This is a genomic window from Candidatus Stoquefichus sp. SB1 (assembly GCF_001244545.1).
Taxonomy (GTDB): Bacteria; Bacillota_I; Bacilli_A; order Erysipelotrichales; family Coprobacillaceae; genus Stoquefichus.
Window position 1 is genome coordinate 891,507 of record NZ_LN852695.1, and the last position, 18,371, is coordinate 909,877.

Below are 18,371 nucleotides of genomic sequence, written 5' to 3' on the forward strand. Positions count from 1 at the left end.
ATTTGGTATTGACTTCAACTAGTCTCTATGCTAGTATAATACAATGCCTACTCATGTATAAAAAGCAGTGTTTTTCATTATGCTTTGAAGTGGAGATAGAGATAATTAATAAGGAGTGAAGCGGACTTGGAAAAGAATGTAACTCAAGTAAAAAGTCGTATTAATCGTCGCAATTATTCGAGAATTAGTGGTTCTTTAGAATTACCTAATTTGGTAGAAATTCAGACAAATTCTTATGATTGGTTTAAGAATGAGGGAATTAAAGAAGTTTTTAATGATGTTTATCCAATTAGCAATTTCAATGAAACATTAACTTTGGAATTTGTTGATTGCCGTTTTGATGAGCCAAAATATTCAGTGGATGAAGCAAAGGATAGAGATGCTAACTACTCAGCACCAATTCGTGCGACTCTTCGTTTGGTTAATAACGGAACAGGAGAAATTAAAGAAAATGAAGTATTTATGGGTGATTTCCCATTAATGACAGATTCAGGAACTTTTATTATCAATGGTGCAGAACGTGTTATTGTTTCACAATTAGTACGTTCACCAGGAGCCTATTTTGCTGATGCAATGGATAAAAGTGGGAAAACTGTGTTTACAGGAAGTGTTATTCCTTCAAGAGGAACATGGTTAGAATTTGAAAATGATGCAAAAGATGTTTTAAATGTACGTATTGACCGTACACGTAAGATTCCTGGAACAATTCTTTTGCGTGCTTTAGGATTAAGCAGTGATGAAGAAATTATTGAAGTTTTAGGTGATCATGAGTTTATCAGAAATACCTTAGCAAAAGATACAACTCATAACACTGATGAAGCATTAATTGAAATTTATAACAAATTAAGACCTGGTGAACCAGCAACATTAGAGGGTGCAAATACGCTATTATTTGCAAAGTTTTTTGATGCTAAAAGATATGATCTTGCGCGTGCTGGACGTTTTAAGCTAGGTAAAAAATTAAGTTTATTAGATCGTATTACAAATCGTGTTTTGGCTGAGGATGTTAAGGATGTAGATGGTCACGTTGTGATGAGTGAAGGAACTTTATTAACAAAAGATAAAGTTGACATTTTAGCACCAGTTTTTGCAGCGGGAGCACATTGTGTTGATGTTAAAACAAATGATTTCTTAGAGTCTCATGGAAGAATTCAAGTGATTGAAGTCTATGTAGATGAGTCTAAATCAAAGAAAATGAAAGTTGTGGGAACGGATTTATCATTGGATTGTAAATTTATTACAATTTCAGATATGTTAGCAGCTTATTCATATATGCTTAATCTTGTTGATATTTATGATTCATTGGATTTAGCGAGTGACGATAGAGTCAATTTAATGAGCCGTATTGGTTTATTAGATGATATTGATCATTTAGGAAATAGACGTGTTCGTTCTGTTGGTGAGTTAATTCAAAATCAATTTAGAATTGGTTTATCAAGAATGGAAAGAGTTGTTAAAGAAAGAATGTCATTATCAGAAGTTGATAGTGTAACACCACAATCATTAACAAACATTCGTCCTTTAACAGCGGCTATGAAAGAGTTCTTTTCATCTTCACAATTATCTCAGTTTATGGATCAAATCAATCCATTAGCTGAGTTAACAAATAAACGTCGTTTATCTGCATTAGGTCCTGGTGGTTTATCAAGAGATCGTGCTGGATATGAAGTCCGTGATGTCCATGCATCTCACTATGGACGTATTTGTCCAATTGAAACACCTGAAGGTCCTAACATCGGGCTGATTTCAACATTGGCTTCTTATGCAAAAATAAATAAATATGGATTTATTGAAACACCTTATCGTAAAGTTAACGATAGTATTATTGACGAAAGTGATGTACGTTATTTAACAGCTGATGAGGAAAAGAATTATATTATTGCCCAAGCAAAGGTGAAAATTGGGGAAAATGGAGAAATCTTAGATGAACAGGTTATTGCTCGTCATTTAGGTGAAAACATTATGGCTAAGCCTAGTGAAGTTGATTTTATTGACATTTCTCCAAAACAGATCGTTTCAGTTGCAACTTCATGTATTCCATTCTTGGAAAACGATGATGCGACACGTGCCTTAATGGGTGCCAACATGCAACGTCAGGCAGTTCCATTATTAAAACCACATACACCATTTGTTGGAACAGGTATGGAATATCAGGCTGCAAGAGATTCAGGAGCAGCAGTTGTTGCTAAAAAAGATGGTATTGTCACATATGTTGATGCAAAGAAAATTATCGTTGAAGAAGATACTGGACCACATCGTTATCGTTTGACTAAATTTGCGATTTCAAATGCTGGAACATGTATTAATCATCGACCAATTGTTAAAACTGGTGATAAGGTATTGAAAGGTCAGATTCTTGCTGATGGTCCATCTATGGAACAGGGAGAATTAGCATTAGGTCAAAACGTTTTAGTTGGTTTCATGACATGGAATGGATATAATTATGAAGATGCTGTTATCATGTCTGAAAGATTAGTTAAAGAAGATGTTTATACATCTGTTCATATTGAAGAATATAGTATTGAATGTCGTGATACAAAGTTAGGCCCAGAAGAAATCACAAGAGATATTCCTAACGTTGGTGAAGAAGCTCGTAAAAATCTTAATAGTGAAGGTATTATTATGATTGGGGCTGAGGTAAAAGAAGGAGATATCTTAGTTGGTAAGGTGACTCCAAAAGGACAAGCGGAATTATCTGCAGAAGAAAAATTGTTATTGGCAATCTTTGGTGAAAAGTCAAGAGAAGTCAAAGATAATTCATTAAGAGTTCCACATGGTGGTGCTGGTATTGTTCATGATATTAAAGTGTTTGAAAGAAAAAAAGGTGATGAATTACAGCCAGGTGTTAATAAGGTTGTAAAAGTCTACATCGTTCAAAAACGTAAAATCTCTGAAGGGGATAAAATGGCTGGTCGTCATGGTAATAAAGGGGTTATCTCTAAAATATTACCAATCGAAGATATGCCTCATTTAGAAGATGGAACTGTTTTGGATATTATGTTAAATCCATTAGGGGTACCATCTCGTATGAACATTGGACAAGTTCTTGAGTTGCATTTAGGTTATGCAGCAAGAGAATTAGGAATGTATTTTGCAACACCTGCCTTTGATGGTATTAATGCCAAAGATTTGGAAAACATCATGAAAGAAGCAGGAATGCCAGTGGATGGAAAACAACCTGTTATTTCTGGTCGTACTGGTGAATATTTTGATTCTAAGGTTTCTGTTGGTGTTATGTATATGATTAAATTGGCTCACATGGTTGATGATAAATTACATGCAAGATCAGTTGGACCATACTCATTAGTTACACAACAGCCACTTGGTGGTAAAGCTCAAAATGGTGGGCAAAGATTTGGAGAAATGGAAGTTTGGGCTCTTGAAGCATATGGTGCTGCTTACACATTACGCGAAATCTTGACTGTGAAGTCAGATGATGTTGTTGGACGTGTGAAAACATATGAAGCCATTGTCAAGGGACAAAAATTACCAGAACCAGGATTACCAGAATCATTTAGAGTTTTAAAGAAAGAATTACAAGCCTTAGCATTAGACATTCAAATGTTAGATGAAGAAGGTCATGAATTAGATGAAAGAAAGATTGAAGATGAAGAACGTCGTTTCCCTACTTCAATTGATACAACTCCAGAACCTGAAGAAGCAACTCAAGAAGTTGTGGAAGAAGAGGTTGAAGGAGATTTCACTGAAGAAGATGAATCATTTGATGATTTAGATTCAGTCATCGATGATCTCTTTACTGATGATGAAGAAGAAAGTAACGAAGAATAGGAGGAAACAATGAATGGCAGATGTCAATAACTTTTCAGCAATCCAAATTGGATTAGCTTCTCCAGAAAAAATTCGTGAATGGTCTTATGGTGAAGTTAAAAAACCTGAAACTATTAATTATCGTTCTCAAAAACCAGAAAAAGATGGTCTATTCTGTGAAAGAATCTTTGGACCATCTAAGGATTGGGAATGTAGTTGTGGAAAATATAAGAAAGTCAGATATAAAGGTGTAGTCTGTGATCGTTGCGGTGTTGAAGTTACAAAATCTTCAGTGCGTCGTGAACGAATGGGACATATTGAATTAGCAACACCAGTTGCTCATATCTGGTATTTAAAGGGGATTCCTTCAAGAATGGGACTTATTCTTGATATGTCTCCAAAACAATTAGAGGAAATTATTTATTTCGTATCTTATGTTGTGACTGATAAAGGAAGTACTCCATTAGAGTATAAACAAGTTTTATCAGAAAGAGATTATCGTAACTGTTATGAAAAATTCGGACATCAGTTTGAAGCAAAGACTGGTGCAGAAGCGATTAAGATTTTACTTCAAAAAGTTGATCTTGATGAAGAATTTGAAACTGTTACAAAAGAACTAAAAGAAGCACAAGGGCAAAGACGTGCAAAATTATTAAAGAGATTAGAGGCTATTGAAGCTTTTAGAACTTCTCAAAATCAACCTGAATGGATGATTCTTGATGTTCTTCCAGTTATACCACCTGATTTACGTCCAATGTTACAGTTGGATGGTGGACGTTTTGCAACAAGTGATTTAAATGATTTATATAGACGTGTTATTACACGTAATAATCGTTTAAAGAAATTATTAGAACTTGGAACACCATCAATTATCGTACAAAATGAAAAACGTATGTTACAAGAAGCTGTTGATGCTTTGATTGATAATGGTCGTCGTTCTAAACCAATCACTGGTGCTGGTGGTAGACCTTTAAAATCTTTAAGTCATACATTAAAAGGAAAACAAGGTCGTTTCCGTCAAAACTTACTTGGAAAACGTGTTGACTATTCAGGACGTTCAGTTATCGCAGTTGGTCCAGATTTAAAAATGTATCAATGTGGTATTCCACGTGAAATGGCATTGAATTTATTTAAACCATTTGTTATTAGTGGATTAGTAAGAGAACAGATTGCTACAAATATTAAGGCTGCTGAGCGTTTAATTGATAAAATGGATGATGCGATTTGGCCAATCGTTGAAGAAGTTATTAAAGAACATCCAGTCTTATTGAACCGTGCGCCAACACTTCATAGATTAGGTATCCAAGCATTCGAACCTAAATTAGTAGAAGGACGTGCAATTCGTTTGCACCCATTGGTTACACCAGCATTCAATGCCGATTTCGATGGTGACCAAATGGCTGTCCATGTACCTTTAGGTGAGGAAGCAATTCAAGAAGCAAGACAATTAATGTTAGGATCAGGAAATATCTTAGGTCCTAAAGATGGAAAACCAATCGTTACACCTTCTCAGGATATGGTGTTAGGAAATTATTACTTAACATTAGAAGAAGCTGGTAAGATTGGTGAAGGAACTGTTTTTGCAGATGTGAATGAAGCTTTAATGGCATATGATGCAAAAGCTGTTCATTTACACACAAGAGTTGCTATTAGAGGAAAATCTTTAAATAATAAAACATTTAATGATGTTCAAAATAATAGTTACTTAATTACAACTGTTGGAAAGATTATCTTTAATCAGATCTTTGATGGGAATTTCCCATTTATCAACGATCCAAGTAAAGAAAACTTAGAAGCAACACCAGATAAATATTTTGTTCCAATGGGAACTGATATTAAGCAACATATTGCTCAGCAACCTATTATTAAACCATTAGGTAAAAAAGCATTAGGAAATATTATTGATGAAGCTTTCAAATTAAATAAAACAACTGAAATTACTGCGATGCTTGATAAATTAAAAGATCAGGGATTCTATTATTCTACTATTGCCGGAATTACTGTTTCTGTTTATGATATTCAAGTTCCACAAAGTAAGTATGTTTTATTTGAAAAAGCTGATGATAAACTAGAAGTGATTAAAAAATTATATCGTAAAGGTAAATTAACAGAAGAAGAAAGAAAGAATACAGTCGTTAAACTTTGGGAAAGTGTTAAAGATGAAGTTCAAGGTGTCGTTAAAGAAGAATTCGAAGCTGATACTAAGAATCCAATCTTCATCATGTCTGACTCAGGAGCCCGTGGTAATATCTCTAACTTTACACAGTTGGTAGGTATGCGTGGATTGATGTCAAACCCTAAAGGGGAAACAATTGAGTTGCCTATTAAATCTTCATTTAGAGAAGGTTTAACAGCATCAGAATTCTTTATTTCTACCCATGGTGCCCGTAAAGGTTCTACTGATACTGCCTTAAAGACTGCCGATTCAGGATATTTAACAAGACGTTTAGTAGACGTTGCACAAGAAGTTATTATTACAGAAGATGACTGTGGAACAGACCGTGGATTTATGGTTACTGAATTATATAACACATCAGATAATTCAATTATCGTACCTTTATATGATAGATTGGTTGGACGTTATTCTCAAAAAGATATTGTTCATCCAGTTACTGGTGAAATTATCATTAAAGCTGGCGAAATTATGACGGAAACAACTGCTAAAGATGTCACTGATGCAGGAATCAAAGAAGTGGAAATAAGATCTGTTCTTGGATGTAAAGCTAAAGGTGGAATCTGTAGAAAATGTTATGGTCGTAACTTAGCAACTGGTGAAAAAGTAGAATTAGGTGAAGCTATTGGTATTATGGCTGCCCAATCTATTGGTGAACCAGGTACACAGTTAACAATGCGTACATTCCACATGGGTGGAGTTGCTGGTGGTGCTGATATTACTCAAGGTTTACCACGTATTCAAGAGTTGTTTGAAGCAAGAAATCCAAAAGCAAAATCTATTATTTCTGAAATTGAAGGTGAAGTTTCTAATATCATTGATAACAATGGACGTGCTGAAGTTGTTGTCTCTAACTTACTTGAAACAAAGAGTTACTTGGCTCCATATGGTGCTAAATTAAGAGTTTCTGTAGGAGATAGTGTTGGTATTGGTTCTAAGATTACTGAAGGATCTATTGATCCTAAAGAGTTATTAGCAGTTGCTGATGTCGAAGCTGTTGAAAATTATATCTTAAAAGAAGTTCAAAAGGTTTATCGTTTACAAGGTATTGAAATTTCTGATAAACATATCGAAGTTATCATTCGTCAAATGTTGAAGAAAATTCGTATTGTTGAAGGCGGAGATACTGGGGCTTTACCAGGAACTCATGTCAATGTTCAAAAATTTACAGAATTAAATAAAGATGTTTTAAAGAATGGAAAACATCCAGCTGTAGGTAGACCTATCTTATTAGGTATTACAAAAGCATCATTGGAAACAGAATCATTCTTATCTGCCGCATCATTCCAGGAAACAACAAAAATCTTAACTGATGCAGCAATCAAAGGTAAAGTTGATACATTAACTGGTCTTAAAGAAAATGTTATTATTGGTAAATTATTACCAGCAGGTACAGGTTTAAGAGGACCATTAAAATCTCCTGAAACAATTGCTAGAGAAGAAGAGGAAGCACGTAAGGAAAAAGAATTGGAAGAAGCTGAAAAATTAGAAGCGGAAACACTTTCTGAAGACTTATTGAGTACTGATTCAGAAGAGCAATTTGCAGGTATGGAATAACACATAAAGAGTAAGGTGACTTACTCTTTTGTTATTTTTGTTGATGAATTCAATATTTTTTAAAAAACTGTTGACATTTGGTATTGATTCAACTATAATCATCTTCGGTGCTCGACAAAGAGTACATTTATTCTGATAAAAAATGAAACACCCGGAATTGTGTGTTAAGAAGAAAGGAAAGGAGAAAAAAATGCCTACAATTAATCAATTAGTCAGAAAAGGACGTAGTGAAAAAACTTCAAAATCAAAATCACCTGCGTTAAATAGAGGATATAACTCATTATTAAAGAAACCAACAAATATTAGTGCTCCTCAAAAACGTGGTGTATGTACACGTGTTGCCACTATGACACCTAAGAAACCTAACTCGGCTTTACGTAAATATGCCCGTGTTCGTTTATCTAATGGTATGGAAGTTACTGCATATATCCCAGGAATTGGACATAACTTACAAGAACATAGTGTTGTTTTAATTCGTGGAGGACGTGTTAAAGACTTACCAGGGGTACGTTACCATATTATTCGTGGTACTATGGACTGTGCTGGTGTTAAAGATCGTATGCAAGGACGCTCTCGTTATGGAGCTAAAAAACCTAAAAAATAAGAGATAGGAGGAAAAACTGATGTCAAGAAGAGGACGCGTAGCAAAAAGAGATGTACTACCAGATCCAATTTATAATTCTAAGGTAGTTACAAAATTAATTAACAATATCATGCTTGATGGAAAAAAAGGTGTTGCTCAAAACATCTTATATGAAGCATTTACAAAAGTTGAAGCAAAAACTGGAAATCCAGCAATGGAAGTATTTGATCAAGCTATCAATAACATCATGCCTGTACTTGAATTAAAGGTAAGACGTATTGGTGGAGCTAACTATCAAGTACCAGTTGAAGTATCTCCAGAAAGAAGAATGACATTAGGATTAAGATGGTTAGTTAACTATTCTCGTTTAAGAAACGAAAAGAATATGGTTGATCGTCTTGCTAATGAAATCATTGATGCTTCTAATGGAACAGGAGCTTCTGTAAAGAAGAAAGAAGATACTCATAAAATGGCTGAAGCTAACAAAGCATTCGCACATTTCCGTTGGTAATATAAAGAGACTATTTGAAAGGAGAAAATTATGGCTCGTGAATTTTCGTTAGAAAACACTCGTAATATTGGAATCATGGCTCATATTGATGCTGGTAAAACAACAACAACTGAACGTGTTCTTTATTACACAGGAAAAATTCATAAGATTGGTGAAACACATGATGGTGCTTCACAAATGGACTGGATGGAGCAAGAACAAGAACGTGGTATCACAATCACTTCTGCAGCAACAACTGCACAGTGGAATGGACACCGTGTTAATATTATTGATACTCCGGGCCATGTAGACTTCACTGTAGAAGTAGAACGTTCATTACGTGTACTTGATGGTGCGGTTACTGTATTAGACTCTAAGGCTGGAGTTGAACCTCAAACTGAAACAGTTTGGCGTCAAGCAACAACTTATGGAGTACCTAGAATTGTATTCTGTAATAAAATGGATGCAACTGGTGCAGACTTTATTATGTCAGTAGAATCAATTGGTAAGAGATTGGATGCAAATGCTGTTGCTATTCAATTACCAATCGGTGCTGAAGATACATTCGAAGGATTAATTGACTTAATCAAAATGCAAGCTGTTCATTTTGAAGGAACAAAAGGGGAAAACGTTGTTTATTCTGAAATTCCTGAAAATATGAAAGCACAAGCAGAAGAATATCGTCAAAAGATGATTGAAGCAGCTGCTTCATTCGATGATGATTTGATGATGAAGGTTTTAGAAGAAGATGACAGTATTACTGAAGAAGAAATCAAAGCTGCTATCCGTAAAGGTGTATTAGCTGTTGAATTATTCCCAGTATTATGTGGATCTGCATACAAAGATAAAGGTGTTCAATGTATGTTAGATGCTGTTATTGATTTCTTACCTGCACCAACTGATGTTCCATCAATTAAAGGTGAAGATGAAGATGGTAATGAAGTGGAAAGACATCCTAGTGATGATGAACCATTCTCAGCATTAGCATTCAAAATCATGGCTGATCCATTTGTTGGAAAATTAACTTTCTTCCGTGTTTATTCAGGAACTGTTGCATCAGGATCTTATATTTTAAACTCAACAAAAGATAAGAAAGAACGTTTAGGACGTATCTTACAGATGCATGCCAATACACGTAAAGAAATTGATGAAGTTTATGCTGGAGATATCGCTGCAGCAGTAGGTTTTAAAAATACAACAACTGGTGATACTATCTGTGATGAAAAGAATTTCATCATCTTAGAAAAAATGGAATTCCCAGAACCAGTTATTGAATTGGCTATTGAACCAAAAACAAAACAAGATCAAGATAAATTAAGTAATGGTTTATCTAGATTAGCTGAAGAAGATCCAACATTCAGAGTTACAACTAACCCTGAAACTGGTGATACAATTATCGCCGGAGTAGGTGAATTACACTTAGACGTTATCGTAGATCGTTTAAAAAGAGAATTCAAGGTTGAAGCAAATGTTGGTGCTCCTCAAGTTGCTTACAGAGAAACAATCAGACAAACTGCTGAATGTGAAGGTAAGTTCGTAAGACAATCAGGTGGTCGTGGGCAATATGGACACGTATGGATTAAATTTGAACCTAATGAAGGTAAAGGATTTGAATTCGTTGATGCCGTTGTTGGTGGAACAGTACCAAGAGAATATATTAGTTCTGTAAGAGTTGGACTTGAAGATGCATTACAAAATGGTATGATTGCTGGATATCCAGTTTTAGATATTAAAGCAACATTATTTGATGGTTCTTACCATGATGTCGATTCATCAGAAATGGCATATAAAGTGGCTGCAAGCTTAGCTTTAAAAGCTGCTGGTAAAAAATGTGATCCAGTTATCTTAGAACCAATCATGGCTGTAGAAATTACTGCACCATCTGAATATTTAGGAAGCGTTATGGGTGATATCTCATCTAGACGTGGAATGATTGAAGGACAAGAAGAAAGAGGAAACGCTGTAACTGTACAAGCAAGTGTACCTTTATCTGAAATGTTCGGTTATGTTACTGATTTAAGATCATTTACACAAGGTCGTGGAAACTACACTATGCAATTTGATCGTTATGAACCAGTACCAAAATCAATTAAAGAAGAAATTATCAAGAAAAACGGTGGAAACAATTAAATTCTAATGAAAGAAGTTATTGCAATTTCTTGATAAATCATTTAGAATGTATATGTAAAAAAATTAAACAAATTTATATAGGAGGAAGCTTATAATGGCTAAAGAAAAATTTGACCGCTCTAAAGCGCATGTAAATATCGGAACTATTGGTCACGTTGACCATGGAAAAACTACTTTAACAGCTGCTATCACTACTTGTTTAGCAAAAAAAGGTGGAGCTGATGCAATGGATTACGCTGCAATTGACAACGCTCCAGAAGAAAAAGAACGTGGAATTACAATCAATACATCTCACGTTGAATACGAAACTGAAACTCGTCACTATGCACACGTTGACTGTCCAGGCCATGCTGACTACATCAAAAACATGATCACTGGTGCAGCACAAATGGATGGTGCTATCTTAGTAGTTGCTGCTACTGATGGACCTATGCCTCAAACAAGAGAACATATCTTATTATCTCGTCAAGTAGGTGTACCATACATCATCGTATTCTTAAATAAATGTGATATGGTTGATGATGATGAATTAATCGAATTAGTTGAAATGGAAGTTCGTGAATTATTAAATGAATATGAATTCCCAGGAGATGATACTCCAATCATCCGTGGATCAGCTTTAAAAGCATTAGAAGGAGATCCAAAATGGACTCCAGCTATCGATGAATTAATGGAAGCTGTAGATACTTATATTCCAACACCAACTCGTGACACTGACAAACCATTCTTAATGCCAGTTGAAGATGTATTCACTATCACTGGACGTGGAACAGTTGCTACTGGACGTGTTGAAAGAGGACAATTAAAATTAAATGACGAATTAGAAATCGTTGGTATCCATGATACTCAAAAAACAGTTGCTACTGGTATCGAAATGTTCCGTAAATTATTAGATTACGCTGAATCAGGAGATAACGTAGGTGTATTATTAAGAGGTATCAATAGAGAAGAAATTCAACGTGGACAAGTATTAGCTAAACCAGGTTCAGTACATCCACACAAAAAATTTAAATCTCAAGTTTATATCTTATCTAAAGATGAAGGTGGACGTCATACTCCTTTCTTCGCTAACTATAGACCACAATTCTACTTCAGAACTACTGATGTAACTGGTGTTATCGAATTAGCAGAAGGTGTAGAAATGGTTATGCCTGGAGATAACGTTGAATTAACTGTTGAATTAATTGCTCCAATCGCAATCGAAAAAGGAACTAAGTTCTCAATTCGTGAAGGTGGTAGAACAGTTGGTTCAGGAAATATTTCTGAAATCATTGAATAATTATGAAAAAGTGTCGAAAGACACTTTTTTTGTTTTCTATTTAAAATGGTTTTTTTAAGGTGACTATGTTAAAATGGAAAATATGGAGGTATGAAAATGAAAAAAATGTTTTTTTTCGATATAGATGGAACGCTTATTGAATGTAATAAAGATATTTATTCTATTCAAGATAGTACCAAAATGGCTTTGGATCAGTTACAGCAGCAGGGTGATGATGTTTTTTTAGCAACAGGACGTTGTCGATGCTTTATTGTTGATGGTGTTATGAATTATCCTTTTAGTGGCTATGTGACATGTAATGGGGCATATGTTGAATATAAAGGGAAATGTGTTTATAAAAAGGTTATTCCAAGTGAAGCCATTGAAAAGACGCATGAACTTTGTTTAAAAAGAAATATGGCATATTATTTTGAAGCCAATGATTATATTTATGTGCTTAATAAAACAAATCCTAAACATATTGAATTTAAAGATAATTGGGGTATGAAAGACGAAGTTATCATTGATTGCTTTGATTTTAAAAATATTGAAACGTATATTGGTATGATTGTTGTGAATTCAAAGGAAGATATTGGTCCAATGGTAGAAGCGTTGTCACCTTATTTTGATATTCAAAGACATCAGAGTGAATTTTCATTTGATTTGACGCTAAAAGGTGAATCAAAAGCAAAAGGAATACAGATGTTAGTAGAAAAAATTGGGCGTAGTATGGAAGATACGATTGCTTTTGGGGATGGTCGCAATGATATTGAAATGTTGTCAAGTGTTGGACTTGGTATTGCGATGGGAAATGCAGCGATTGAGGCAAAAACAGTGGCAGATTATGTAACGGATGATGTTGATAAGGATGGAATTGTGAAAGCCCTTCACCATTTTTCGCTTTTATAATCAAGATAAATTGATTATTTATTGATATTGGTTGAAATTGACACGTTTTTTTGTTAAAATAGATTTACAGAGAAATTCTGAAATTTGCTTATCAAAGGAGAAATAAAAATGGATGAACAAGAACAAGTTGTAATTAACCTTATCGTAAACAGCGGTAGCGCTCGTAGTTCTGCAATTGAAGCTATTCAATATGCAAAAGCTGGAGACTTAGATAAGGCTGAAGAATCTTTACAAAATGCTAAGGAAACTGTAAACGAAGCACATCATGCACAAACTGAATTAATTCAAGCAGAAATTAGAGGAGAAAAAGCTCCATTAAATTTATTAATGGTTCATGCTCAAGACCATTTAATGACTGCATTAGTTGTTATTGATTTGGCTCAAGAATTTGTAGATTTATACAAAAAAGTTGGTTAATATCAATTGATTTTAATGAAGGGATTGTCCATGATGGATATCCCTTTTTATTTTTTTGAAAAAATATTAAAAAGTTATTGACATTTTATTTTGATTTGTGTAAACTATAGAAGTCGGCTCGAGAGAGAGGGCAAGGGACATTGAAAACTAAACAGAAACACGTCAAAAAGAGAAAGAAGAAACAAAGAGAGTCAAGAGAACAAGAAATTGTTTAGGAGATAGACAATGGAGAGTTTGATCCTGGCTCAGGATGAACGCTGGCGGCGTGCCTAATACATGCAAGTCGAACGCACTGATTAATCAGTGAGTGGCGAACGGGTGAGTAATACATAAGTAACCTGGCCTTGTGAGGGGGATAACTGCTGGAAACGGCAGCTAAGACCGCATAGGCAGAGGGGTCGCATGACCTCACTGTTAAATATCCCACGGGATAGCAGAAGGATGGACTTATGGCGCATTAGCTAGTTGGTGAGGTAGAGGCTCACCAAGGCGACGATGCGTAGCCGACCTGAGAGGGTGGACGGCCACACTGGGACTGAGACACGGCCCAGACTCCTACGGGAGGCAGCAGTAGGGAATTTTCGGCAATGGGCGAAAGCCTGACCGAGCAACGCCGCGTGAGGGAGGAAGTACTTCGGTATGTAAACCTCTGTTATAAAGGAAGAACGGCATATGTAGGGAATGACATATGAGTGACGGTACTTTATGAGGAAGCCACGGCTAACTACGTGCCAGCAGCCGCGGTAATACGTAGGTGGCGAGCGTTATCCGGAATCATTGGGCGTAAAGAGGGAGCAGGCGGCAATAGAGGTCTGCGGTGAAAGCCCGAAGCTAAACTTCGGTAAGCCGTGGAAACCAAATAGCTAGAGAGCAGCAGAGGATCGTGGAATTCCATGTGTAGCGGTGAAATGCGTAGATATATGGAGGAACACCAGTGGCGAAGGCGACGATCTGGGCTGCAACTGACGCTCAGTCCCGAAAGCGTGGGGAGCAAATAGGATTAGATACCCTAGTAGTCCACGCCGTAAACGATGAGTACTAAGTGTTGGGGGTCAGACCTCAGTGCTGCAGTTAACGCAATAAGTACTCCGCCTGAGTAGTACGTTCGCAAGAATGAAACTCAAAGGAATTGACGGGGGCCCGCACAAGCGGTGGAGCATGTGGTTTAATTCGAAGCAACGCGAAGAACCTTACCAGGTCTTGACATACCGATAAAAGCCTCAGAGATGAGGAAATAGCTATATCGGATACAGGTGGTGCATGGTTGTCGTCAGCTCGTGTCGTGAGATGTTGGGTTAAGTCCCGCAACGAGCGCAACCCCTGTTGCCAGTTACCATCATTAAGTTGGGGACTCTGGCGAGACTGCCTCTGCAAGGAGGAGGAAGGCGGGGATGACGTCAAATCATCATGCCCCTTATGACCTGGGCTACACACGTGCTACAATGGACGGATCAGAGGGAAGCGAGACCGCGAGGTGGAGCGAAACCCATAAACCCGTTCTCAGTTCGGACTGCAGTCTGCAACTCGACTGCACGAAGCTGGAATCGCTAGTAATCGCGAATCAGAATGTCGCGGTGAATACGTTCTCGGGCCTTGTACACACCGCCCGTCACACCATGAGAGTTGGTAACACCCGAAGCCGGTGGCCTAACCGCAAGGAAGGAGCTGTCTAAGGTGGGACTGATGATTGGGGTGAAGTCGTAACAAGGTATCCCTACGGGAACGTGGGGATGGATCACCTCCTTTCTAGGGAGAAGAGAAGACGTGGAGATCTGTTTAGTTTTGAATGTGCGTTGCGTGCATTCAAGGCAGGAACATTGAAAACTGAATAGCAAACTAGCAAAAACTTTTTACAACAGAAAAGAAGATAGATGAAGAAGAAACGAGATCAGGAAAGAGATTGAAGGTCGATTCATCTAGTTGCAAAAAACTAAGATAAACAAAAGAGAAAACAAGAAAAAGAACTTGAACACTTTAGGTTAAGCAAGAAAGAGCGTATGGCGGATGCCTAGGCACTAGGAGGCGAAGAAGGACGCAGCAAACGGCGAAACGCGGCGGCGAGCAGTAAGCAGGCTAAGACCCGCTGATGTCCGAATGGGGGAACCCGGCACATCGAGAGGTGTGTCATCATGCATTGAATATATAGATGCATGAGGCAAGACGCAGGGAACTGAAACATCTCAGTACCTGCAGGAGAAGAAAGTAAGAACGATTCCGTAAGTAGCGGCGAGCGAAAGCGGAGGAGCCCAAACCATCATAGCGATGGGGTTATAGGGGTGTCAGCAAAGTTGAGCGAGCATGATAGGAGAAGCGCAGGGGAAGGCGCAGCGAAGAGGGTGAAACTCCCGTATCCGAAATTGTGGGAGTGAGACGAGACAGACCCTGAGTACGTCGGGGCACGTGGAATCCTGACGGAATTATCGAGGACCATCTCGAAAGGCTAAATACTCCCTAGTGACCGATAGTGAACCAGTACCGTGAGGGAAAGGTGAAAAGAACCCCGGGAGGGGAGTGAAAGAGAACCTGAAACCATATGCTTACAAGAAGTCAGAGCCCGTTAAAGGGTGATGGCGTGCCTTTTGTAGAATGAGCCGGCGAGTTATGATATGGAGCGAGGTTAAGCAGGAGATGCGGAGCCGAAGCGAAAGCGAGTCTGAAAAGGGCGGAAGTTGCATGTCATAGACCCGAAACCGAGTGATCTAGCCATGATCAGGTTGAAGTTGGGGTAAAACCCGATGGAGGACCGAACCGACCCCCGTTGAAACGTTGGCGGATGAATTGTGGCTAGGGGTGAAATTCCAAACGAACTCGGAGATAGCTGGTTCTCCCCGAAATAGCTTTAGGGCTAGCGTCGCAGGAAGTGTCATGAAGGTAGAGCACTGAATATGTGATGGCCTCATCCCGAGGTACTGAGCATAATCAAACTCCGAATGTCATGAAGACATATGCGGCAGTCAGACTGCGGGTGATAAGGTCCGTAGTCAAGAGGGAAACAGCCCAGACCATCAGCTAAGGTCCCAAAATATATGCTAAGTGGAAAAGGATGTGGAGATGTCCAGACAACTAGGAGGTTGGCTCAGAAGCAGCCATCCTTTAAAGAGTGCGTAACAGCTCACTAGTCGAATGACTCTGCGCCGAAAATTTACCGGGGCTAAGCATAATACCGAAGCTATGGATTTATACGAAGTATAAGTGGTAGGGGAGCGTTCCTGACAGCGAGGAAGCATGATCGCAAGGACATGTGGAGCGTCAGGAAGAGAGAATGCCGGTGTGAGTAGCGGAACGTGGGTGAGAATCCCACGCACCGAAAACCCAAGGTTTCCAGAGGAAGGTTCGTCCGCTCTGGGTAAGTCGGGGCCTAAGGCGAGGCCGAGAGGCGTAGTCGATGGATAACGGGTGGAGATTCCCGTACCTGGCGAAGAGGCAATGGAGTGACGGAGAAGGCTAGGCGATCCAGCTGCTGGAATAGCTGGTGCAAGCGAGGTAGGGGACATCCAGGCAAATCCGGATGTTGAAACCCGAAGGCGTGAAGCGTATGGAACATTACGATAAGTACAGAAGTCGCCAAAGCAAGCTTCCAAGAAAAGCTTCTAGCAATAAACTCTTTGTCAGCCCGTACCGAAAATGGACACACATGGGTGAGGAGAGAATCCTAAGGTGAGCGAGAGAACTATAGCTAAGGAACTCTGCAAAATGACTCCGTAACTTCGGGATAAGGAGTGCTCAGTGAAAGCTGAGCCGCAGTAAAACGGCCCAAGCGACTGTTTACCAAAAACACAGCTCTCTGCCAAGACGCAAGTCGAAGTATAGGGGGTGACGCCTGCCCGGTGCTGGAAGGTTAAGAGGAGTTGTCATCCGCAAGGAGAAGCAATGAATTGAAGCCCCAGTAAACGGCGGCCGTAACTATAACGGTCCTAAGGTAGCGAAATTCCTTGTCAGGTAAGTTCTGACCCGCACGAAAGGCGTAACGATTTGGGCGCTGTCTCAGCTGTAGACTCGGTGAAGTCTTAGTACCTGTGAAGATGCAGGTTACCCGCGACTAGACGGAAAGACCCCATGGAGCTTTACTGTAGCTTGATATTGGATCTTGATGCATGATGTACAGGATAGGTAGGAGACTGAGAGACGGATACGCCAGTATTCGAGGAGTCGCCGTTGGGATACTACCCTTGATGCATTGAGGTTCTAACCGGACATCGTGAAGCCGATGACGGGACAGTGTCAGGTGGGCAGTTTGACTGGGGCGGTCGCCTCCCAAAGAGTAACGGAGGCGCCCAAAGATACCCTCAGCATGGATGGAAACCATGCGCAGAGTGCAAAGGCAAAAGGGTGTTTGACTGCGAGACCAACAAGTCGAGCAGGGACGAAAGTCGGGCTTAGTGATCCGGCGGTGCCGAATGGAAGGGCCGTCGCTCAACGGATAAAAGCTACCCTGGGGATAACAGGCTGATCTCCCCCAAGAGTTCACATCGACGGGGAGGTTTGGCACCTCGATGTCGGCTCATCGCATCCTGGAGCTGAAGTCGGTTCCAAGGGTTGGGCTGTTCGCCCATTAAAGCGGTACGCGAGCTGGGTTCAGAACGTCGTGAGACAGTTCGGTCCCTATCTGTCGTGGGCGTAGGAAGTTTGAGGAGAGCTGCCCTCAGTACGAGAGGACCGGGGTGGACAGACCAATGGTGCACCAGTTGTCACGCCAGTGGCACAGCTGGGTAGCTAAGTCTGGAAGGGATAAACGCTGAAGGCATCTAAGTGTGAAGCCCCCTCCAAGATGAGACTTCCCATTCAAAGCGAAGTAAGACCCCTCTAAGACGAAGAGGTAGATAGGTCATAGGTGCAAGCATAGCGATATGCTGAGCTGAATGATACTAATCGGTCGAGGGCTTAGCCTAGAAGAAGGGTTCAAGGAGAAAGAAGCTAGAGAGCTGTTCAGTTTTGAGTGCTCGTGCATTCAGGAGAAGGAAAGAGATCCGGTGGCGATAGGGTGATGGAGACACCTGTACCCATACCGAACACAGAAGTTAAGCATCACAGCGGCGAAGATAGTGCGCAAGTGCGACAATAGCAGGCTGCCGGTTCAATCCGGGAG

At 39.1% G+C, this 18,371-nt stretch carries 8 protein-coding genes and 3 rRNA genes; all 11 read left to right on the forward strand.

From position 1 onward, the window contains the following. The first annotated feature begins 126 nt into the window (after positions 1-126). A complete protein-coding gene (gene rpoB, locus BN1865_RS12370; RefSeq protein WP_050637548.1) occupies positions 127-3,789 on the forward strand; it encodes a DNA-directed RNA polymerase subunit beta in 3,663 nt (1,220 codons plus the stop codon). Positions 3,790-3,802: 13 nt separating this feature from the next. Then, the gene (rpoC, locus tag BN1865_RS12375; protein WP_050637549.1) at positions 3,803-7,498 is read left to right on the forward strand and encodes a DNA-directed RNA polymerase subunit beta'; all 3,696 of its coding nucleotides are present in this window, start codon (positions 3,803-3,805) and stop codon (positions 7,496-7,498) included. 190 nt (positions 7,499-7,688) lie between these two features. Further along, the gene (gene rpsL / locus BN1865_RS12380) at positions 7,689-8,102 is read left to right on the forward strand and encodes a 30S ribosomal protein S12 (protein ID WP_050637550.1); all 414 of its coding nucleotides are present in this window, start codon (positions 7,689-7,691) and stop codon (positions 8,100-8,102) included. A gap of 19 nt (positions 8,103-8,121) precedes the next feature. Further along, positions 8,122-8,592 (forward strand): 30S ribosomal protein S7, encoded by a 471-nt coding sequence (rpsG, locus tag BN1865_RS12385; protein ID WP_028042772.1) that lies wholly within the window; start codon positions 8,122-8,124, stop codon positions 8,590-8,592. A gap of 30 nt (positions 8,593-8,622) precedes the next feature. After that, the gene (gene fusA / locus BN1865_RS12390) at positions 8,623-10,701 is read left to right on the forward strand and encodes an elongation factor G (RefSeq protein WP_050637551.1); all 2,079 of its coding nucleotides are present in this window, start codon (positions 8,623-8,625) and stop codon (positions 10,699-10,701) included. Between the two features lie 94 nt (positions 10,702-10,795). Further along, positions 10,796-11,980, forward strand: a complete 1,185-nt coding sequence (gene tuf / locus BN1865_RS12395) for an elongation factor Tu (RefSeq protein ID WP_050637552.1) — start codon at positions 10,796-10,798, stop codon at positions 11,978-11,980. A 96-nt stretch (positions 11,981-12,076) separates the two neighbouring features. Then, complete coding sequence (locus BN1865_RS12400; RefSeq protein WP_050637553.1) at positions 12,077-12,868, forward strand: Cof-type HAD-IIB family hydrolase; 792 nt, start codon at positions 12,077-12,079, stop codon at positions 12,866-12,868. A gap of 108 nt (positions 12,869-12,976) precedes the next feature. Beyond that, positions 12,977-13,285: a PTS lactose/cellobiose transporter subunit IIA gene (locus BN1865_RS12405; RefSeq protein ID WP_028042768.1), complete on the forward strand. Its 309-nt coding sequence runs from the start codon at positions 12,977-12,979 to the stop codon at positions 13,283-13,285. Positions 13,286-13,507: 222 nt separating this feature from the next. Continuing rightward, positions 13,508-15,031 (forward strand): 16S ribosomal RNA (locus BN1865_RS12410). A 231-nt stretch (positions 15,032-15,262) separates the two neighbouring features. After that, positions 15,263-18,174 (forward strand): 23S ribosomal RNA (locus tag BN1865_RS12415). Positions 18,175-18,251: 77 nt separating this feature from the next. Next, a 5S ribosomal RNA gene (rrf, locus tag BN1865_RS12420) occupies positions 18,252-18,360 on the forward strand. Together the 16S, 23S and 5S rRNA genes form the textbook arrangement of a ribosomal RNA operon. The last annotated feature ends 11 nt before the right edge of the window (positions 18,361-18,371 follow it).